15 protein-coding genes are annotated in these 20530 nt (G+C 71.0%); 8 read left to right on the top strand and 7 right to left on the bottom strand.

The annotated features are described in order from the left end of the window. Positions 1-205 precede the first annotated feature (205 nt). Positions 206-1768: a glycine betaine/L-proline transporter ProP gene (gene proP, locus ACO0E1_RS03270; protein WP_422872879.1), complete on the top strand. Its 1563-nt coding sequence runs from the start codon at positions 206-208 to the stop codon at positions 1766-1768. A 120-nt stretch (positions 1769-1888) separates the two neighbouring features. On the opposite strand, the gene ACO0E1_RS03265 is transcribed toward proP, so the two are convergent. From ACO0E1_RS03265 to ACO0E1_RS03250, 4 genes are read right to left on the bottom strand one after another with little or no spacing between them, the layout of a single operon-like run. Beyond that, on the bottom strand, positions 1889-3469 hold the full coding sequence (locus ACO0E1_RS03265; RefSeq protein WP_422872878.1) for an ATP-binding cassette domain-containing protein: 1581 nt from the start codon (positions 3467-3469) through the stop codon (positions 1889-1891). Then, the gene (locus ACO0E1_RS03260; protein ID WP_422872877.1) at positions 3466-4347 is read right to left on the bottom strand and encodes an ABC transporter permease; all 882 of its coding nucleotides are present in this window, start codon (positions 4345-4347) and stop codon (positions 3466-3468) included. Before ACO0E1_RS03260 ends, ACO0E1_RS03265 begins: the two co-directional genes overlap by 4 nt. Then, positions 4344-5420, bottom strand: a complete 1077-nt coding sequence (locus tag ACO0E1_RS03255) for an ABC transporter permease (RefSeq protein WP_422872876.1) — start codon at positions 5418-5420, stop codon at positions 4344-4346. Before ACO0E1_RS03255 ends, ACO0E1_RS03260 begins: the two co-directional genes overlap by 4 nt. Positions 5421-5439: 19 nt before the next feature. Further along, positions 5440-7065 carry an ABC transporter substrate-binding protein gene (locus tag ACO0E1_RS03250; RefSeq protein WP_422872875.1) on the bottom strand — a complete coding sequence of 542 codons (1626 nt, stop codon included), beginning with the start codon at positions 7063-7065 and terminating at the stop codon, positions 5440-5442. Between the two features lie 32 nt (positions 7066-7097). On the opposite strand from ACO0E1_RS03250, the gene ACO0E1_RS03245 reads away from it, so the two are divergent. Beyond that, positions 7098-7697 carry an acyl-CoA-like ligand-binding transcription factor gene (locus ACO0E1_RS03245; protein ID WP_422872874.1) on the top strand — a complete coding sequence of 200 codons (600 nt, stop codon included), beginning with the start codon at positions 7098-7100 and terminating at the stop codon, positions 7695-7697. Between the two features lie 106 nt (positions 7698-7803). Here ACO0E1_RS03245 and ACO0E1_RS03240 read toward each other — a convergent pair whose 3' ends face one another. Continuing rightward, positions 7804-8835, bottom strand: coding sequence for a cation diffusion facilitator family transporter (locus ACO0E1_RS03240; RefSeq protein WP_422872873.1), 1032 nt, complete (start codon positions 8833-8835; stop codon positions 7804-7806). Between the two features lie 244 nt (positions 8836-9079). Between ACO0E1_RS03240 and ileS the strand changes: the two genes are divergently transcribed. Genes ileS through ndk form a run of 4 tightly spaced genes read left to right on the top strand, consistent with a single transcriptional unit; the run spans position 9080 to position 14645 of the window. Continuing rightward, on the top strand, positions 9080-12343 hold the full coding sequence (gene ileS / locus ACO0E1_RS03235) for an isoleucine--tRNA ligase (protein ID WP_422872872.1): 3264 nt from the start codon (positions 9080-9082) through the stop codon (positions 12341-12343). After that, positions 12340-13797, top strand: coding sequence for a bifunctional folylpolyglutamate synthase/dihydrofolate synthase (locus ACO0E1_RS03230; RefSeq protein ID WP_422872871.1), 1458 nt, complete (start codon positions 12340-12342; stop codon positions 13795-13797). The genes ileS and ACO0E1_RS03230 overlap by 4 nt, the downstream gene beginning before the upstream one ends. Continuing rightward, a complete protein-coding gene (locus ACO0E1_RS03225) occupies positions 13794-14192 on the top strand; it encodes a DUF4233 domain-containing protein (RefSeq protein ID WP_422872870.1) in 399 nt (132 codons plus the stop codon). Before ACO0E1_RS03230 ends, ACO0E1_RS03225 begins: the two co-directional genes overlap by 4 nt. A gap of 33 nt (positions 14193-14225) precedes the next feature. Beyond that, positions 14226-14645, top strand: coding sequence for a nucleoside-diphosphate kinase (gene ndk, locus ACO0E1_RS03220; protein ID WP_243564392.1), 420 nt, complete (start codon positions 14226-14228; stop codon positions 14643-14645). A 172-nt stretch (positions 14646-14817) separates the two neighbouring features. Here the strand turns inward: ndk and ACO0E1_RS03215 are convergent, their stop codons facing one another. After that, entirely contained in the window at positions 14818-15687 is an 870-nt protein-coding gene (locus ACO0E1_RS03215) for a DsbA family protein (RefSeq protein ID WP_422872869.1), read from the bottom strand. 94 nt (positions 15688-15781) lie between these two features. Then, entirely contained in the window at positions 15782-16381 is a 600-nt protein-coding gene (locus tag ACO0E1_RS03210; protein WP_422872868.1) for a vitamin K epoxide reductase family protein, read from the bottom strand. 337 nt (positions 16382-16718) lie between these two features. Between ACO0E1_RS03210 and ACO0E1_RS03205 the strand changes: the two genes are divergently transcribed. Together ACO0E1_RS03205 and ACO0E1_RS03200 are read left to right on the top strand one after the other, a co-directional pair. After that, positions 16719-19574, top strand: coding sequence for an Rne/Rng family ribonuclease (locus tag ACO0E1_RS03205; RefSeq protein WP_422872867.1), 2856 nt, complete (start codon positions 16719-16721; stop codon positions 19572-19574). A gap of 2 nt (positions 19575-19576) precedes the next feature. Continuing rightward, positions 19577-20455, top strand: coding sequence for a hypothetical protein (locus tag ACO0E1_RS03200; RefSeq protein ID WP_422872866.1), 879 nt, complete (start codon positions 19577-19579; stop codon positions 20453-20455). Positions 20456-20530 lie beyond the last annotated feature (75 nt).

The raw sequence follows: 20530 nt of genomic DNA, 5'->3' as shown, positions 1-20530 counted from the left end.
TGAGTGTCCACGCATGGCACGTGGTTCCCTCGATCGTACCGGGACCGGCGAGCGAGCAGCACGCCTACCACGCGGCCCCCTCGCGGACAAGTCCCGAAGCTGTTAGTCTGTCGGGGTTTGTCCGGCGAGCGCGAGCTCGTAGGAGCTGCAACGTCGCCGTCCCGTCGGACCCCCGAAGGACGCTCAGCACACCGGAGGAACACCCTTGACACCGAACAACGCACCCCAGTCGCACGGCGATCGGCCGCTGCGCACGAAGGGCGCTGCGAAGCGCGCTCGCCGGAAGCTGACCACGGACGACGTCACCGTCGTCGAGGAGTCGCTCCTCAAGCGCGCCGTCGCCGCAGCCGCACTCGGCAACGCGATGGAGTGGTTCGACTTCGGTATCTTCGCCTACCTCACCGTCACCATCTCGAATGTCTTCCTGCCGCAGGGTGACCCCGCGGCGAACATCGTCGCCACCTTCGGGTTCTTCGCCGCCGCGTTCATCGTCCGCCCGATCGGTGGTGCCGTCTTCGGCCCGATCGGCGACAAGATCGGCCGGCAGAAGGTCCTCGCCCTGACGATGATCCTGATGGCCGCGGGCACGCTGATGATCGGCCTGATCCCGTCGTACGACACGATCGGCTTCTGGGCGCCCGTCCTGCTGCTCGTCGCGCGCTTCGTGCAGGGCTTCTCGACCGGTGGCGAGTACGGCGGCGCCGCGACGTTCATCGCCGAGTACTCCCCGGACAAGCGCCGCGGGTTCATGGGGTCGTGGCTGGAGTTCGGCACCCTGGCCGGGTACGTGCTCGGTGCCTCGATCGTGACCGGCCTGCAGTTCGGCCTGTCCGAGGACGCCCTGCTCAGCTGGGGCTGGCGCATCCCGTTCATCGTCGCCGGCCCGCTCGGCCTGATCGGGCTGTACCTGCGCCTGAAGCTCGAGGAGACCCCGGCCTTCCAGAAGCAGCAGGAGCAGGCCGCCGAGCGCGAGTCGCAGAAGACGCCGTTCCTCAAGCTCTTCGCCACCAACTGGCGCGCGCTCATCGTCTGCATCGGCCTGGTGCTGGTCTTCAACGTGTCCGACTACATGCTGCTGTCGTACATGCCGACCTACCTCGAGCAGAACCTCGGCCAGAACGCCACCTTCGGTCTGATCCTCATCGTCATCGTGATGATCCTGATGATGGTCGTCATCACGTTCGGGGGTCGCCTGTCCGACCGGTTCGGCCGTCGTCCCGTGCTCGCCGCGGGCTGCATCGGCTTCTTCCTGTTCTCGTGGCCGGCGCTGCAGCTCGTGCAGTCCGGGACCGGTGTCGGCGTGTTCTTCGGGCTGCTCATCCTCGGCGTGGTGCTCGTGACCTTCACCTCGACGATGCCCTCGACGCTCCCCGCGCTCTTCCCGACGATCATCCGCTACGGCGCGCTGGCGATCGCCTTCAACGTGTCCGTCTCGCTGTTCGGTGGCACCACCCCGCTCGCGACCGCCGCGCTCATCAACAGCGCGAAGGACGCCGGCTTCGGCTGGGCCGAGGACATCCCGGCGTTCTACCTGATGGCGGCCGCCGTCATCGGCCTGGTCGCGGTGTACTTCACGAAGGAGACCGCGTCGACGCCGCTCATGGGCTCCGGCCCGACGGTGGCCTCGGAGGAGGAGGTCGCGCAGGTCATCGACGAGTACAACGACCCGTCGTCCGACTTCGCGCAGTCCGACTGGGCCAAGGAGTTCTCGACCAGCGAGATCCCGATCATCTCGGCCGACACGGACAAGGCGCCGTCCGGCTCCTGATCCGTGTGGGCGGCTCTCCGCCCGTGGGCCAAAGCGACAGTGTCCCGGCGGTTTCCGCCGGGACACTGTCGCTTTCGCGGGACAGACCCGCCCGCCGGCCAGCCACCGACCAGACCCGGGCTACGCGGCGGCGGACCTCGGGCCGGCCGACAGCCGCTCGGCGGCACGGACGAGCCCCGCGGTCACGGCGTGCGTCGGGCGTGCGAACACCTCGGCGGCCGGGCCGTGCTCCACCGCGGCACCGTCGTGCATCACCAGGACGTCGTCCGCGATGCGCCGCACCGCACGGAGGTCGTGCGACACGAACACCATCGCGACACCGGTCTCGTCGCGGAGCCGTTCGAGGAGCCCCATCACGGCGTCCTGCACCGTGGCATCGAGTGCCGTGACGGGTTCGTCGAGCACGAGCACGTCCGGCCCGGTCGCCAGCGCCCGGGCGATCGCCAGCCGCTGCCGTTGCCCGCCGGACAGCGTCAGCGGCGACCGACCGCGGACGGCGGGGTCGAGGTCGACCTGCCGCAAGGCCTCGTCGACGCGGGCGTCGAGCGAACCGGACGCCCGCCGTGCGTCGCCGCCGGACATCGCGTCGGCCAGCACCCGCTCGACGCTCCACCGCTCGTCGAAGGTGGCGCCGGGGTCCTGCACGACGGCGGACACCCGGTGGCGGCGTGCCCGTCGGTCACGCTCGGGGAGCGGAGCCCACGGGGCACCGTCGAGCGTCACCGTGCCGGTGTCCGGCGCCTCGAGCCCGAGCAGCATGCGTACGAGCGTGGTCTTGCCGGACCCGGAGGCCCCGACCACACCGAGTGTCCGGCCACGACGGAGTCCGAACGACACCCCCGTGACGGCGTCCACCCGGTCGTACGACTTCCGGAGGTCCGTCGTCTCGAGCACGGCGGCAGCACCGGGGACGACCGGCCGCGGTGACGCCATCCGCCCGGCGGCCGACGCGGCGACGAGCGCCCGGGTGACCGGGTGGGTGGGCGACCGGAGCACGTGCGTCACCGGCCCCTGCTCGACGATCCGCCCGCCGTCCATCACCACGACACGGTCGGCCCACCCGGCGACGAGCCCCAGGTCGTGCGTCACGACGAGCAGTCCAGCGCCCCGCTGCTGGGCTGCCCGGAGCTGCTCCATCACGCGGACGGCCACGCCTGCGTCGAGCGCCGTCGTCGGTTCGTCGGCCACGACGAGCACCGGCGAGCCGATGGTCGCCGCGGCGATGAGCGCGCGCTGCCGCATCCCGCCGGACAGGGTCCCGGCGAGCCGGCCTTCCGACGCGATCGCCGGGTCGAGCCCCACCGCGTCGAGTGCGGAGCGCACGGCGTCCACCCGCTCGCGTGCGCTCATCTCGGTGTGCAGCCGCAGGGCGTCGCCGACCTCGCGTCCGACGGGACGCAGCGGGTCCAACGCGCCCAGTGCCTCCTGGCCGACGTAGCCGACCCGTGACCCGCGCACCGCACGCCACCGTCGTTCCGAGAACGCGCGGGTGTCGAACCCGGCGACCTCGAGCCGGTCCGCGCGGACGGCGGAGCCCGGAGCGGACAGGCCGAGCAGTGCCCGGACGGTGACGGTCTTGCCGGAGCCGGACGCGCCGACCAGCGCGACGCACTCGCCGGGGTCCACCTGCAGCGCGACGTCGTGGACGACCGGTGCGCCGCCGATCGAGACGGACAGTCCGTCGACACCCAACACGCTCATCGCACCACTCCCGTTCGTCGGATGGCCCGGCCGAGCACCGTCACCGCGGTCGCGAGCACGACGATCGCGAGGCCGGGGAAGGTGCTCATCCAGGGCGCTGTCTGCAGGTAGGTCCGGCCGTCGGCGAGCATCGCGCCCCACTCCGGAGCGGGCGGTGGCGTGCCGACGCCGAGGTAGCTGAGCGCCGAGGCCCACACGATGGCCTGCCCGATGCCGAGCGTCCCGACCGCGACGACCGGCCAGAGCGCCGCAGGCAGCACGTGCCGCACGATCACGCGCGCGGGGGAGCGCCCGAGCAGCACGGCGGTCTCGACGACCTGCGAGGACCGTGCCGATCGGACCAGGCCTCGGACGATCCGGGCGTACCCGGGTGCCGTGGCGAACCCGACGGCGAGCATCGCGGGCACCGGGCCGGGACCGGTCACGGCGATGACGACCAGCGCGACGAGGAGCAGCGGGAGCGCGAACGCGACCTCGGTGATCCGCCCGATGACGGCATCGACGACCCGGCCGCCGAGGCCCGCCGCCACACCGAGCACCACGCCGAGGCCACCGCCGACGAGCGTGGCGACGACCCCGACCACGAGGCTCGCCCTGGTCCCGGCGACGACCCGCGCCAGGACGTCGCGCCCGGACTCGTCGGTGCCGAACGGACTCGACCAACTCGGAGCCTGGAGTGCCTGTGCGGGGTGCACGGCGAGCGGGTCGCCGCCCCCGAGCAGCGCCGGCCACACCGAAGCGACGACGGCGAGCGCCACCACGGCGGCCGCCAGGATCCCCGCCGGCCCGAGCGTCCCCCCACGGACTCGCTCGGACCGAGGGGCCGCGTCATCCCGCTGCGCGTCGGCCTGGAGGCTCGGATCGGCGATCCCGCTCATCGCGCCTCCGCCTCGTGGTGCGTCCCGGCCTGCGGCTGAGATCGCACTCCGTGTCGCCTCCCCACGCGGGGTTCCGACGCGGAGTGCGATCTCGGCGGACCGGAGGCGCCGCGGGGATCGACGATGCGCTCGACGACGTCGGCCACGGCGAGCACGACGACGTACGCCAGCGCCGAGACCATCGCGATGCCGACGACGAGGGGCATGTCCCGCTGCGTGACCGCGGTCACCAGGGCTCGCCCGATGCCGGGCAGCGCGAACACCGACTCGACGACGACGGCCCCGGACACCAGCGACCCGAAGGCCCAGGCGGACAGCGCGATCCCCGGGAGCGCCGCATGCCGGAGCAGGTGCCGACCGAACACGCCCGCGCGGGTCTCGCCCCGCCCGCGTGCGGCGAGCGCGAACGCCGACCGCTGGGCGTCGACGACCCCGTCGCGGATGGTCTCGGCGAGGTACCCGGCGACGGGGACGGCCACCGTGACGACGGGCAGCACCCATCCGCGCACGGTGCCGTCGCTCACCGCCGGGAACCACCCGAGGCTGCTGGCGAAGACGACGATGAGCACGCTGCCGAGCCAGAAGTGCGGGGTCACGCTGGCGGTGACGCTCAGGGCCGAGGTCAGGCCCGCGGCGAACCGGCCGCGCTGGGTCGACCACCACGCGGCGACGATCGCGAGCGCCCAGGCGACGACGAGCCCGGCGACCGCCAGGGTCAGCGTCACGGGGAGCTGTTGCCCGAGCAACGTGGCCACCGGAGTGCGGAACGCGTACGAGTCGCCGAGCTGCCCCGTCGCCAGGCGCCCGAGGAACACCGCGTACTGCACGATGACGGGTCGGTCGAAGCCGTAGTCGTGGCGGACCTGGTCGACCGCGGCCGCCGATGCCTGCGACCCGGGACCACCGAGGATCGCGAGCGCGGGGTCGCCCGGGATGAGCCGGATCGCGACGAAGACGATCGTCGCGACGGCCCAGAGCACGCCGATGCCGCCCAGCGCACGGCGGAGCACCCAGCGCGACCACCGCGCCGGAGCCGAGCCGCCGCCGGGCCGGATCAGGCCTGCGCGACGCATGCCGTGCCTCCTGTCCGGATCAGTCCGCGATCCAGGCCGAGCCGAACCACGGGGTCGACACCGGGGTGGTGCGGATGCCGTGGACGCTCGAGCGGTACAGGAAGTGGTTCTGCTGGTCGTAGAGGGGGAGCACCGTGCGGCTCTCGAGGATGCGCTTCTGGGCCTGCTCGTAGAGGTCCGCGCGGGTGCTCTGATCCGAGGTCTCGGCGGCTCGCTGGAGCAGCGAGTCGAGCTCCGGCTCGTCGAGCTGCGCGAGGTTCGCGAAGTACCCAGACGGCGCGGGCGTGATGCTCGCGGAGTCGTAGAGGATCCGCAGGACGTCCGGCCCGACCTTCGTGTACGGGGCGCTGACCACGTCGTACTGGTTTTTCGCGAGCGCTGCGTACCAGCTCGACAGGTCGAGCTCCTGCAGCTGCACCTTGATGCCGACCTTCGCCTCCGACGCCTGGATCTGCTGAAACAGGCTCCGCTCGGCGGGGACCGACTGGTTCGTCGACACCGGGAACGTGACGGTCAGCTGCTTGCCGTCCTTCTCGCGGATGCCGTCCGAGCCGACCTTCCAGCCGGCGTCGTCGAGGAGTCGCTTCGCCGTCGCGGGCTGGTAGCGGAACAGGCTCTTGTCGGAGTAGGCGAACGGTTCGACGCTCGACAGCACCGAGTAGGAGCGCTTCGCGGTGCCGAGGAACAGGCTCTGGATGCCCGGGTCGATCTCGGCACCGGCGATGAACGCCTTGCGCACGGCTTCGTCCTGGAAGACGCCGTGGCCCGAGTTCAGTTCGAGTCGGTTCGAGGCGCCGGGTCGGGGTGCGTCGAGGTCGCGGATGGCGGCCTTCGACGATGCCGCCTTGAGCTGGTCGGGCTGCGCGTTGTCGATGACGTCGACCTGGCCGGACTGCAGCGCCGCGTAGCGGGACGTGGAGTCCGGGATGAAGCGCCAGGAGATGCCGTCGAGGCGGGGCTTGGTCGTCCCCCAGTAGTCCTTGTTCTGCTCCAACGTCACGCGGTCGCCGTGCTTCCAGTTCGTGATCGCGAACGGGCCGGTGCCGACGGGGGACTCGCAGTTCTCCTTCTGGGGGCGGTCGAGCGCCTTCGGGGACTCCATGCCGACCCACGCCTGCGAGAAGGACTCGAGCAGCGCGCTGTCCGGACGGCTGAGCGACAGCGTCACGGTGTGGTCGTCGGTGGCCGTGGCCTTCTGGATGGACTGCAGTGCGAGGTAGCCCGTGCTCGACGCCGTCGTCGGGTCCTGCACGTGCTGGATGTTCCGCACCACGGCGGCCGCGTCGAACGGGGTGCCGTCGGTGAACGACACACCCTGGCGCAGCGTGAACGTCAGGGTCTTGCCGTCGTCGCTCGTGGTCCACTTCGTCGCGAGGGCCGGTGTGGGCTTGCCGTCGTCGAGCCCGACGAGCTCCTCGATGTACTGGCTCGCCAGCAGCGCCTGCGGGTAGTTGCCGCCGACGTGCGGGTCGAGGCAGGTGGGCTCCGCGTCGCCGGAGGCGTAGGTCAGCGTGCCGCCGTTCTTCGGCGTGGCGTCCGCGGTGCTCGTGCCGGACCCCGTGCAGGCGGTCAGCGCGAGGAGGACGGCGGCGGCACCGGCGAGGGCACCGATCCTTCGGGTTTTCTGTACTGGGTCCAAGATCATGGCTCGATGAGTCTAGTTGTTTACTGGACCCCATGGACGAACCGATCCGCCGTGGGGGACGGCCGCGACGCTCGAGCGCCGAGGTGCTCGCGGACGCCGCCGCCGAGCTGTTCCTGGAGCAGGGCTACGGCCGGACCACCGTCGACCAGATCGCCGCACGCGCCGGGGTGAGCCGCGCGACGTTCTTCAACTACTTCCCGGCGAAGTCCGACGTGATGTGGCTCGAGCTCGACGCCGCGGTCGGGGCGCTGCCCGCGTTGCTGGCGTCGTCGGACGACCCGTCCCCGGTGCGCGCGGTGGAGAGCGCGTTGCTCGCCGCTGCCCGGGCGCACGATCCCGAGCGGGTGCCGTGGGCGATCGCGCAGGCCGAGGTGATGGGCATCGGGCCGGAGCTCGTCGGCAGCGTCGCGGCTCGGGTGATGGCGCAGCACGCGGCCGTCGCGGCGTTCGTCGCCCGGCGCACGGGGGAGTACGCGGGGTCGCTCTGGCCGCAGACCGTCGCCGGCGCGATGCTCGGGGCCGCCGCCGCTGCCTTCGGGGTGTGGGTCGCGGACGGGGTGGCTCGCCGGCCCCTCGTGGAGTACGTCGGCGCGGCGCTGACGCCGGTCGCGGCTGGCCTCGACGCGCGCTGAGCGGGCGGCGGCGGTGTCGCGTGCTTTCGCGCTGAGCGACAACTCACGCGCCCGGCGCTGCGTGAACTGTCGCTGAGCCCGAAACGTCGAGCCAGCCGCGGGGTCGTCAGTCGGTGCGGAGCGTGCCAGCGCCGCCGGCCGCGACGTCCTCCGCGGTGCCGTCACGCACGACGTCGGGGACCTCGGCGTCGGTCGGCACCAGGGACTCGTCGCCGGGCAGGCTCAGGGTCAGGACCGCTTCCTCGATGTACTGGCTGTCCTCGAGTGACTTCTCGACGTCGCGCAACCGCACCGCCACGTGCGACTCGTCTTCGTTGCCGGTCAGGTCGATCGCCGCGACGAGGTAGACCCGGGACGGCCCGACGAACTCCAGGTGCAGGTACGTCACCCGTTCGATCTGCTTCCGGGAGAGCAGCTCGACCAGCACCGCGTTCTCCAGCTCGGGCGAGGTGCTCTCCCCGACCAGGAACCGGCGGTTGCGGTCGATGAGGATCACCGCGACGACGCCGAGCAGGATGCCGACCGCGATCGAGCCGATCGCGTCGAAGATCGCCAGCCCGGTGACCTGGTGCAGGAAGACCCCGAGGAAGGCGATGACGAGGCCGACGAGCGCGGCGGCGTCCTCGGCGAACACCGCTCGGAGCGTGGGGTTCGATGACTGCAGCACGTGCCGCAGCACCGGCACCCGGCGCTTCGTCGCGGCACCGTGCGCCTGGCGGTAGGCCTGCAGGAAGCTCGTGCCCTCGAGGCAGAACGACACGGCCAGCACGATGTAGTTCAGGGCGACGTCCTCGGCCGGCCCGGTCTCGCCCAGCTCGGAGATGCCGTGGTAGATCGACACGATGGCGCCCGCGGTGAACAGCCCGAACGCGGCGAACATCGACCAGATGTAGGTCTCGCGCCCGTACCCGAGCGGGTGGGCCGTGTCCCGCTTCTTGGCTCCCCGCCGCTCGGCGATGAGCAGGAAGATCTCGTTCCCGGTGTCGGCCCACGAGTGCGCCGCCTCGGCCACCATCGACGCGGACCCGGACAGGAGTGCGGCGATCGACTTGGCGATGGCGACGAGCAGGTTCGCGCCGAACGCGATGACGACGGTGAGCAGGGACTCGGGGCGGTCCTGCTGATCAGACGAGGGCATTCGTCCAGCATGCTCCCGTTGGGTAGACTCGGGTCCAACAGGCGTTGATCCGGCCATCACCGGGGAGCTTCCGGAAGAACGCGGGACGCACACGTTGCGGCCCGTCAGTAGAGCCGGGCGGGTTCGGGACCGTCACCATCCCCGACGACGAGCGGCCGATCCGGTGTCCCGGACGGCAAGCGAGGTGGTACCGCGGAGCGTGCTCCGTCCTCGTGGAGAGCAACCGAACCCACAGGAGCAACCGGTGCGATACCCACTGAACCGCGATGCGGACGCCGCCGCCGGCGTCACCCCGTCCCCGAGCTTCCCCGCCGTCGAGCAGGGCATCCTCGCCTTCTGGAAGGGCGACGACACCTTCCAGGCATCGATCGACCAGCGCGACGGCTGCGACGAGTGGGTCTTCTACGACGGCCCGCCGTTCGCCAACGGCCTGCCGCACTACGGGCACCTGCTGACCGGGTACGCCAAGGACGTCTTCCCGCGCTACCAGACGATGCGCGGCAAGCAGGTGCACCGCCGGTTCGGCTGGGACACCCACGGGCTCCCCGCCGAGCTCGAGGCGATGCGCCAGCTCGGCATCACCGAGAAGCACGAGATCGACGAGATGGGCGTCGACGTCTTCAACGCCGCCGCCAGGAAGTCCGTGCTGCAGTACACCGACGAGTGGCAGGAGTACGTCACCCGTCAGGCGCGCTGGGTCGACTTCGAGGACGACTACAAGACGCTCGACGTCACGTACATGGAGAGCGTCCTCTGGGCGTGGAAGCAGCTCTGGGACAAAGGACTCGCGTACGAGGGCTTCCGGGTCCTGCCGTACTGCTGGAACGACCAGACGCCGCTGTCGAACCACGAGCTCCGCATGGACGACGACGTCTACCAGATGCGCCAGGACCAGTCCGTCACGGTGTCGTTCCCGTTGCACGGGGACCGCGCTGACTCGCTGGGTCTGACGGGCGTCCGCGCCCTCGCCTGGACGACGACCCCGTGGACGCTCCCGACGAACGCCGCGTTGGCCGTCGGGCCTGCGGTCACGTACGTGGTGCTGCCGGCAGGGCCGGGAGGCTCAGCTGACGGCAGCGACGCCGGTTCCGTCCAGTACATGCTCGCCTCGGACACCGTGGCCGCCTACGCGAAGGACCTCGGCTACGAGTCGCCGGAGGCCGCTGTCGCGGCCGTCACGCGCGAGCTGCAGGGCTCCGAGCTCGACGGCGTCCGGTACGAGCGCCTCTTCGACGACCTCGCCAACGCCGAGGGCATGGAGCACGCCTGGCAGATCCTCGTCGCCGACTACGTCGAGACCGGTGAGGGCACCGGCATCGTGCACCAGGCCCCCGCGTACGGCGCCGACGACCAGGTGGTCTGCGCCGCTGCCGGCATCCCCGTCGTGCTGTCCCTCGACGAGGGCGGCGTCTTCACGTCCCAGTTCCCGCTCGTCGCCGGCCAGCTCTGGTCGGACGCGAACAAGCCGCTGACGAAGGCCGTGCGCGACGCCGGACGGCTGCTGCGCCAGGCGTCCTACGAGCACAGCTACCCGCACTGCTGGCGCTGCCGCAAGCCGCTCATCTACAAGGCCGTCTCGTCGTGGTTCGTCCGCGTCACCGAGTTCCGCGACCGGATGGGCGAGCTGAACCAGGACATCACCTGGGTCCCGGAGAACATCAAGGACGGCCAGTTCGGCAAGTGGGTCGGGAACGCCATCGACTGGTCGGTGTCCCGCAACCGCTACTTCGGCACACCGATCCCGGTGTGGGTCTCCGACGACCCGGCGTACCCGCGGCAGGACGTCTACGGCTCGCTCGAGGAGATCGAGCGCGACTTCGGCCGGCTGCCGGTGAACGGCGACGGCGAGGTCGACCTGCACCGCCCGTTCATCGACGACCTCACGCGCCCGAACCCGGACGACCCGACGGGTGCGTCCACGATGCGCCGCATCAGCGACGTGTTCGACGTGTGGTTCGACTCCGGGTCGATGCCGTACGCCCAGGTGCACTACCCGTTCGAGAACCGCGAGTGGTTCGACACCCACAACCCGGCGGACTTCATCGTCGAGTACATCGGGCAGACGCGCGGCTGGTTCTACGTCATGCACGCGCTGTCGACGGCGCTGTTCGACCGTCCCGCGTTCACGAACGTGATCAGCCACGGCATCGTCCTCGGCTCCGACGGGCAGAAGATGTCGAAGTCGCTCCGGAACTACCCGGACGTCTCCGAGGTGTTCGACCGTGACGGCGCCGACGCGATGCGCTGGTTCCTGATGTCGTCGTCGGTGATCCGCGGCGGCAACCTCGTCGTCACCGAGGAGGGCATTCGCCAGGGGGTCCGCGAGTTCCTGCTGCCGTTCTGGTCGACGTACTACTTCTTCACGCTGTACTCGAACGCGTCGGGCACCGACGGCTACCAGGCATCACGCCGGGCGGACTCGACGGACGTGCTCGACCGCTACCTGCTCGCGAAGACCCGGGTGCTCGTGACCGACGTCACGAAGCACCTCGACGGGCTCGACACCCCGCTCGCGGCGCAGGCCATCCGCGACTTCGCCGACGTGCTGACGAACTGGTACGTCCGGCGCTCGCGGGACAAGTTCTGGCTCGGCGCCGAGTCGTCGGAGTCCGCCAAGGCCGCGTTCGACACGCTGTACACCGTGCTCGAGACGCTCGCCCGGGTCGCCGCCCCGCTCGCACCCCTCGTCACCGAGGAGGTCTGGAAGGGCCTGACCGGTGGTCGCAGCGTGCACCTGGCGGACTTCCCGGACGCGTCCGAGTTCCCCGCGGACGACGCCCTCGTCGCCGCGATGGACCGCGTCCGCGACGTCGCGTCGAAGGGCCTGGCGCTCCGCAAGGCCACCGGCAAGCGCGTCCGGCTGCCCCTCGCGACGCTGACGCTCGTGGTGCCGGACACCGCTGCCGTCGAGCCGTTCGTGGACATCCTCCGCGACGAGCTCAACGTCAAGCGGGTCGTCCTCGAGCCGCAGGCGGAGGAGTCCCTCGCGCAGTACGGCATCGAACGGAAGCTCACCGTCAACGCCCGCGCCGCCGGTCCCCGCATCGGCAAGCAGGTGCAGCAGGTCATCCCGGCCGCCAAGAAGGGCGACTGGGTCGCGACCGAGTCCGGCGTCACCGTCGGCGGGATCGACCTGGTCGAGGGCGAGTACACGCTCGACCTCACCGTGGCCGACGAGTCGACCGCGGTGGCGTTCCTCGACGGGGGCGGCTTCGTGGTGCTCGACACCGTGACCACCCCGGAGCTCGAGGCCGAGGGACTGGCCCGCGACGTCGTCCGTGCCGTCCAGCAGGCCCGCCGCGAGGCCGACCTCGACGTCAGTGACCGCATCGTCCTGACGCTCGGTGTCGACGGCGTGGCTGCCGACGCCGTGCGGACCCACCAGGACCTCATCGCGGGGGAGACCCTCGCGACGACGGTCGACCTCGCCGAGACCGCGTTCGCCGAGGGCGAGGGCACCGAGGTCGGCGACGGTGCGAAGGTGTCCGTGGAGGTGGCACGCGCATGAGCGACTACGACGACTTCGAACCAGGCGGCCCCACACCGGACGGCATCGAGATCCCGGTGGGGCCGGCCGGCGACGCCGATCCCACCGAGGTGGTGCCGTACGGGGGTGACGACGACGAGGTCAAGCGCGTCGAGGCCGCCCTGTACGCCCGGATCGGCGAGCAGTCGCCCGAGCACCGACTCACCGCGACCCGTCGTGCCGTCGAGCTCCTCGGTGACCCGCACCTCGCGTACCCGGTCATCCACATCACGGGCACGAACGGCAAGACGTCGACGGCTCGGATGACGGAGAGCATCGTCCGCGCGCACGGACTCCGCACCGGGCTCATGACGAGCCCGCACCTGGTGTCGATCCGGGAGCGCATCGTCATCGACGGCGCCCCGATCGCCGCCGACCGGTTCGTGGAGAACTGGGACGACATCGTGCCCATCCTCGAGATGACCGACAAGGAGCTCACCGACAAGGGCGAACTCCCGCTGACGTTCTTCGAGGCGCTGACCGTGCTCGCGCTGGCGTGCTTCGCCGAGGCGCCGGTCGACGTCGCCGTGATCGAGGTCGGCATGGGCGGCGAGTGGGACTCCACGAACGTCGTGCAGAGCCAGGTCGCGGTGTTCACCCCGATCGCGATCGACCACGCCAAGCAGCTCGGCAACACCGTTGCCGAGATCGCCCGCACGAAGTCGGGGATCGTCAAGCCGTCCTCCGCCGTCGTGTCGAGCGCGCAGGTGCCGGAGGCGCTCGCCGAGCTCGAGCGGGCAGCCGAGCTCACCGAGTCCACGCTCGCCGTCGAAGGAACCGGGTTCAGCGTCGTCGACGTGACCCCGGCGGTCGGCGGCCAGCTCATCACGGTGCAGGGCATCGCCGGGCGCTACGACGACCTGTTCGTCCCGCTCTTCGGCGGGTACCAGGCGCACAACGCCGCCGTGGCGATCGCCGCGGTCGAGTCGTTCATCGGCCGCGGTTCGCAGCCGCTCGACGAGGACGTCCTCTCCGAGGGGCTCGCCGGCGCCACGAGCCCGGGCCGACTCCAGCCGATCGCCCAGGACCCGACCGTCGTCGTCGACGCGGCGCACAACCCGCACGGCGCCAAGGCGCTGGCCGAGGCGCTGCCCGTCGCGTTCCCGTCCGGGCACGTCGTCGGCGTCGTCGGCATCCTCGCCGACAAGGACGCCCGCGGCTTCGTCCGGGCGCTCAAGGACACGATCCAGGCCTTCGTCGTCACGCAGCCGCCGGGGGAGCGGGCGCTCGACGCCGACGAGTTCGCCCGGGTCGTCGTGGACGAGGTCGGCAACGACCGCGTGGTCGTCGAGCCCGCCCTCGCCCAGGCCCTGCAGGAAGCGCGCAACCTGGCGGACGAGGCGGAGGCCGAGGACGCCATGGTGCTCGTCGCCGGCTCCATCGTGATGGTGGGTGCGGTCATGGACCTGGTGCACCAGGAAAGCGAGGCGAAGTGACGGACGCGCCCCGAGCCTCCCGGCCGGCCAGGCGACCGCGTCGCGAACGCGGCGCGCAGGAGAGCCTCACCTCGATCGCATTGATCCTCGAGGCGATCATGTTCTTCTTCCCGATGCTCGTCGTCTTCGGCAAGCACACCCTGCCCGCCGGATGGGCCTTCGGCGGCGGCATCGGCGCGATGATCATCCTGGCGCTCGCGTCGCGGATGACGGGCACCCGTGCCGGTGTATGGTTCGGATGGCTGCTCCAGGCGGCCATCCTCGCCACCGGCTTCATCGAACCGTTCATGTTCGTCGTGGGCCTGGTGTTCCTGGTCCTGTGGGTGTTCTGCTTCGTCAAGGGCGGACAGCTCGACCGGATGAACGCCGCCCGGCGCGCCGCGGCCGAGGACTGACCACATCCACCCCCGAACCCCAGGGAGTACTGCGTGTCCGACTTCGAAGAGACCCTCGTCCTCGTCAAGCCCGACGGCGTCGCCCGCCAGCTCACCGGTGAGATCCTCCGCCGGATCGAGGCCAAGGGCTACGAGATCGTCGACCTGAAGATGCTGACGGCGCCGCGTGACCTGCTCGACGCGCACTACGAGGAGCACCAGGGCAAGCCGTTCTTCGAGCCGCTCGTGGAGTTCATGCAGTCCGGGCCCGTCGTCGCCGTGCGCGTCGCCGGCAACGGTGCGATCGCGGGCTTCCGCTCGCTCGCCGGCACCACCGACCCGACCTCGGCTGCGCCGGGCACCATCCGTGGCGACCTCGGTCGTGACTGGGGACTCAAGGTGCAGCAGAACCTCGTGCACGGCTCGGACAGCCCCGAGTCCGCCGCGCGCGAGCTCGGCCTCTGGTTCGCCTGAGCCTTCCGCGCATGCGCGCGCCCTCCTTCGAGGGAACAGAAAACGTCGGGTTGCCCCTGGGCACCCGACGTTTTCTGTTCCCTCGATCGCCCCATGAGCGGGCAGCCGGAGCCCCGCACATGCAGAACGGCCCCGCACTCCGGGAGTGCGGGGCCGTTCTGCATGGTGCCGCCTAGTTCTTGACGGCGCCGCCGTTCTGCTCGACGAACGCGGCGAAGGCGTCGGCGTCGGTCCAGGCGTTCGTACCGGTCGCGTTGTACTGCTTGCCGTTGACGATCACCGTCGGGGTGCCGGTGAGCTTGTCGAGGCTCGAGTTCGCGAGCGGCTGGGTCAGGGCACGGTTGGTGGCGTCGGCGACCCACCCGGCGAACTTCTGGTCGGTGATGCAGGAGGCGACGTTCTTGTTCGTCGCGCCGGCCTTCTTCGCGATGTCGGCGAGCTTGGCGTTCGTCAGGCCGCGGGTGCCCTCGGACGGCTGGTTCTCGTAGAACGCGGTGTTCACGTCGAGGAAGGCGTCGGGGTCGTAGTTCGCGACACACGCCGCCGCTGCAGCCGAGCGCGTGGAGTACTTGGAGCCGAGCGAGGACCGGTCGAGCAGGTTGAACGGGTGCACCTCGAGGGTGGCGGAACCGCTCTTCACCCACTGCTTGATCTGGCTCATGTTGCCGGTCTCGAACTGGTTGCAGATCGGGCACATGTAGTCCTCGTACACGGTGATGTTCGCGACCGAGTCGTCCTGCTTGGTGGCCGTCGGCTTGCCGCCCTCGGGGATGCCCTTGGTGGTGACCGGGACGATCTTGCCGTTCTGCCCCTGCAGCACGATGCCGTCGCTCGCCATGTTCTTGGGCCCGGGGCCCGCCGGCTGGATCGAGTTGGCGATGACCAGCACGACGACGGCGATGACGGCGAGGGAGCCGACGATGATGCCGCTGATCGTCAGCGTCTTGTTGCGGCGCTTGCGGGCCTTCTCCTTCGCGCGCTGGGCGGCGGCGCGCTCCCGGGCCGCGTTCCTGCGAGCCTTCTTGCTCTCGTTGTCGCTCATCGAGAACGAGCGTAACGGCTGCCGACGCGCCCGAGGGTCGCCCTGGCTGAGAAGAGTCCAGGAATCAGGTGACGTGTCACCGAGTGCGATGGGATCAGAAGATCGACAGCACCGTCGGGAACTTGATGATGATCACGACGACGATGAGCAGGTAGTTCGCCAGTGGGAACGCCCAGCAGAAGGGCAGCAGCGCCTTGCCGACGCGGCGTGCTCCGGGACCGAACGTGCCGCGGGACATGTTCCAGATCGTGAAGACCCAGAACATCGGGATGGTCATCGACCACACGAGCATGCACCACGGGCAGAGCGCGCCGATGAACCACACCGTCTGCGTGAAGAGCCAGGTGACGAAGACCCAGGCCAGGAACACCCCGGCGTTGAACGCGACCCAGAACCACCGCGAGCCGCGGAACCCGGCGAGCATCACCACGGCCACCGCGATCGGTGCGACGAAGCCCATCAGCCCGAGCAGGGGGTTCGGGAACCCGAGGAGGTGCCCCTGCCAGCTCGCCATCACGTCGGAGCAGCTGATGAACGGGTTCACGTCACACGACAGGACCGTGTCCGGGTTCGCGTACTTCTTGAACTCGTCGATCGTGAGCGCGAAGGCCCCGTACAGCCCCACCGCCCCCGTGACGAGCAGCAGGATCGCCATCGCGACCGGACGACGGGTGGTGGGTGCAGTCGTGCTCACGCCGACATCATGACATGGCGGTCTGCGCCTTCCCGGGCCTCGCGTGCGATGATGGGGAGGTCACGCGGCCGATCCGCGTGACGACGAGAGCTTTCCGGGCGCATGCCCGGACGATCAGGCACGGTGAGAGCGTGCCGTGACCGGACGACGCGTCACTCCGACGCCGAGCCGTGCGAAGCCGGGTGCTCCGCACGGATCGTGCGCGGACCGCATGAAGATGTCGGCGCCGGACGGTCACGAACCCAGCGAGTGCGGGTGGCGTGGTCGCCGCCCGCCACAACTACAGAATTCCCGCCGCCCCTCGGGGTGAGGGCGGGGTCGAGGAGTGCACCAGCACATGGTGGAGCAGAACGAGAACAACACGAACAACGACGAGAGCGCACCGAAGCGACGGGGCCGCCTGTTCGGCGGCCGCCGCGCACGGTCGGCCGGCAGCCTGGAGGCCCGTGGTGGCGCCCAGCCGTCGACCGACGCGGTCGAGACGGTCGCCGTCTCGGGCACCGAACCAGTCGCGCAGACCGGCACCGGTCCCGGGACGGACGCCGCGGCGGACGCGACGCCCGTGACGGAGGCGAGCACCGCCTCCCGTCCCGAGGTGACCGACGCTGCGACGGACGCCACCAGCGAGGTGTCGGTCGAGGTCTCGGTCGTCACCGGTACGACGGACGCGCACGACGTCAGCACGCTCACCGGCGACCTGCCGGTGGTCGCGGCGGAGGCCGAGGCGGCTGCGGTCGCGGAGTCCGGCGCCGACGACACGGACGCGTCCGCGGTCGTCGCCGAGCAGCCGGAGGAACCGGTGGCCGAGCAGGCCGCGGAGCCGGTCGTGCCGAAGGCGACGTCGACGCTCAGCCTGATCTTCCACGCCCCGGTCCTGCCGGAGCTCCCGCAGCGAGCGGCGCGCCCCGAGCGGGACGACCGCTGGGACGACGAGGACGACCGCGACGAGCAGGGCGGTGGCAGCCGCCGCCGCACCCGTCGTCGTGGCTCGAGCGCCGACCGTGAGCCGCGCGAGCCGCGCGACCACCAGGAGCCCCGCCGCCGCGAGGTCGAGTACATCACCGAGCCGCAGAAGGTGAAGGGCTCCACCCGTCTCGAGGCGAAGAAGCAGCGCCGCCGCGACGGCCGTGATGCCGGACGTCGTCGTCAGGTCGTGACCGAGGACGAGTTCCTCGCCCGCCGTGAGAGCGTCGACCGGCAGATGATCGTGCGCTCCTCCGCGCAGAAGATCGAGATCGGCGTCATCGAGGACAACGTCCTCGCCGAGCACTACGTCACCAAGTCGCACAACGTGTCGCTCATCGGCAACGTGTACCTCGGCAAGGTCCAGAACGTGCTGCCCTCGATGGAGGCCGCGTTCGTCGACATCGGCCGTGGACGCAACGCCGTGCTCTACGCCGGCGAGGTGGACTGGAACTCCGTCGAGACCGGCAACCACGGCCGGCGCATCGAAGCCGCGCTCAAGCCGGGCGACAAGGTCCTCGTGCAGGTCACGAAGGACCCCGTCGGCCACAAGGGCGCCCGTCTGACGAGCCAGGTCTCGCTGCCCGGCCGCTACCTCGTGTACGTGCCGAACGGCTCGATGAACGGCATCTCGCGGAAGCTCCCGGACACCGAGCGTGCGCGCCTCAAGAAGATCCTCAAGGAGGTGCTGCCGGAGCACGCGGGCGTCATCGTCCGGACCGCTGCCGAGGGCGCCACCGAGGAGCAGCTCACCCGCGACGTGCAGCGCCTCACCGCGCAGTGGGAGGCCATCCAGAAGAAGGTGGCGAACGGGCACGCCCCGGTCATGCTGCACTCGGAGCCGGACCTGCTCGTCAAGATCGTGCGTGACGTCTTCAACGAGGACTTCACGAAGCTGATCATCGACGGCGACTCGGCGCGCGAGACCATCGAGGAGTACCTCGACGCCGTGGCGCCGGACCTCAAGGACCGCGTCGAGCTCTACGACGGCCCCGACTCCTTCGAGGAGCACCGTCTCAACGAGCAGATCGAGAAGGCGCTCGACCGCAAGGTCTGGCTGCCGTCCGGTGGGTCGCTCGTCATCGACCGGACCGAGGCCATGACGGTCGTCGACGTCAACACGGGCAAGTTCGTCGGCTCGGGGGGCAACCTCGAGGAGACCGTCACGAAGAACAACCTCGAGGCCGCCGAGGAGATCGTCCGCCAGCTCCGCCTGCGCGACATCGGCGGCATCATCGTCGTCGACTTCATCGACATGGTGCTCGAGTCGAACCGCGACCTCGTGCTGCGTCGACTCATCGAGTGCCTGAGCCGCGACCGCACGAAGCACCAGGTCGCCGAGGTCACCTCGCTGGGCCTCGTGCAGATGACCCGCAAGAAGATCGGCGTCGGGCTCCGCGAGTCCCTCGCCGAGGTCAACGCGCAGGTGAACGACAACAACGCCGACCCCGGTCCCTCGAAGGGTCGTCGCAAGGGCCGGAGCGGCTCGGGTGGCACCTCGGGCAACGGCGGCAACGGCGGCAACGGCGGGTCGGGCAACGGGTCGAACGGCAACGGGTCGCACGACCAGAAGTCGTCGCAGGCGCACCAGATCACCGACGACGTCAAGAACGCGCTGTCCCGGATCGCCGCGTCGACCATCCCGCACGACGAGCCCGCCGTCACCGGCGTGGCCTCGCCCACGTCGCCGGCCTCGGCTCCCTCCGAGTCACCGGTGTCGCCCGTCGTCGCTCCCGCAGCCGAGTCGACCGAGGGTGAGTCCTCGGGTGGCCCGAAGCGTCGTCGCCGTCGTGGTGGCCGCGCGAGTTCCGAGCAGACCGCCCCGGCGTCCACCGACGGCGTGCTGACGATCCCGGCCGCCGGGTCGACCGCTCCGGCCGATCCGTCCGCCTCCGTCGCTGATGCGCCGGCTGCTCCCGTGGCGCCCGTCGTCGAGGCGCCGAAGGAGAGCGCGCCGACCCGTCGGCGGGTGTCGTCCTCGGCGCCCGTGACGCCGGCGGACACCACCGTCGCGATCCTCGACATCCCCGTCGCGGTCACCAAGCGCGAGCCGCGCAAGGCCCCCGACGCCGACTCCCTGCTCGATTCGGTGCTGCAGGCGCTGCCCGAGCCGAAGCAGCCGGGTCAGGGGCGCGCTCGCTCGCGTCGGGTGTCGTCGGGCAGCATCAGCGCGCCGGCCACCGCCGACGAGGGCACGACCGACGACGGCACCGTGATCCTGGGGAACTGACGGTGACGAACCCCGAGCAGCGTCCGCAGAACGATCGCGGGTACTACGGCGCCGGGTGGCAGCAGCACCAGCCGCCGCTGCCACCCCAGCAGCCCGCTGGTGGCCATCTCCACGGTGCGGGGCCCTCCGCACCGCCGCGTCCGCCGCGGCGTGCGGGGGACCCGACCAGGGCCTTCGCGCCCGGTGCCTCGGCGGCCACGGTCGCCGGTGCGGCGATCGCGGTGGTCGGGCTCATCGCGATCCAGGCGATCTCGGGACTCATCGGCCTGATCGGCACGAGCATCACCGTCAGCCCGTTCCAGTCGTACGGCGGGCAGAGCGTCATCCTGAGCTTCGCGACGGGGGTGTTCCTCAGTCCGTTCCCGTTCTACGCGGGGGCGTTCCTCGGGCTCGCGTTCCTCACCCCGATCACCCGTCGGAGTCCGCTGCCCGTGGTGCTCCTCCGTGCCGTGCTCGGCGGGGCGGCCGGCACCGTGGCGCTCGCGCTCGTCGGCGTCTTCACGGGCGCGTACGGGACGATCGCCGCCGGTCCCGGACGTCTGGTCGTCGACGTCGTCACGGCGCCGCTGCAGCGCGGTGTGCCGCTCACGGCGATGCTCCTCGCGACGGCGACCGTGGCGTGGCTCTGGCTCGGGCGTCCGCGTGGCGCGCGGCCTGGGCCGCACGCGGGCATGCCGGGCACCGTGCGCCCTGCGGACGCGGTCCCGCCCGCGACGGTGCAGCCCCCGCAGCCGTCGTCGTTCGCTCCGCGGCCCCCGCAGCAGGCGGCCCCGCAGCCCCCGCAGCAGGCGGCCCCGCAGCAGGGCCAGCCGTACCCGCAAGCGCAGCCGTACGGCCAGCAGCCGCCGTCGAACCCGTGGGCCCCACCGCCCGCACGCTGACCGCTGCCGACGCGACCACGGGACAGGCGCGACCGAGCCGCCGGACGCGACCGAGCCGCCGGACGCGCACCGAGC

Source organism: Curtobacterium guangdongense, from assembly GCF_049341845.1.
GTDB classification, from domain to species: domain Bacteria; phylum Actinomycetota; class Actinomycetes; order Actinomycetales; family Microbacteriaceae; genus Curtobacterium; species Curtobacterium guangdongense.
Note: the sequence above shows the minus strand (reverse complement) of the source record. Positions and strands in the feature narration are given on the sequence as shown.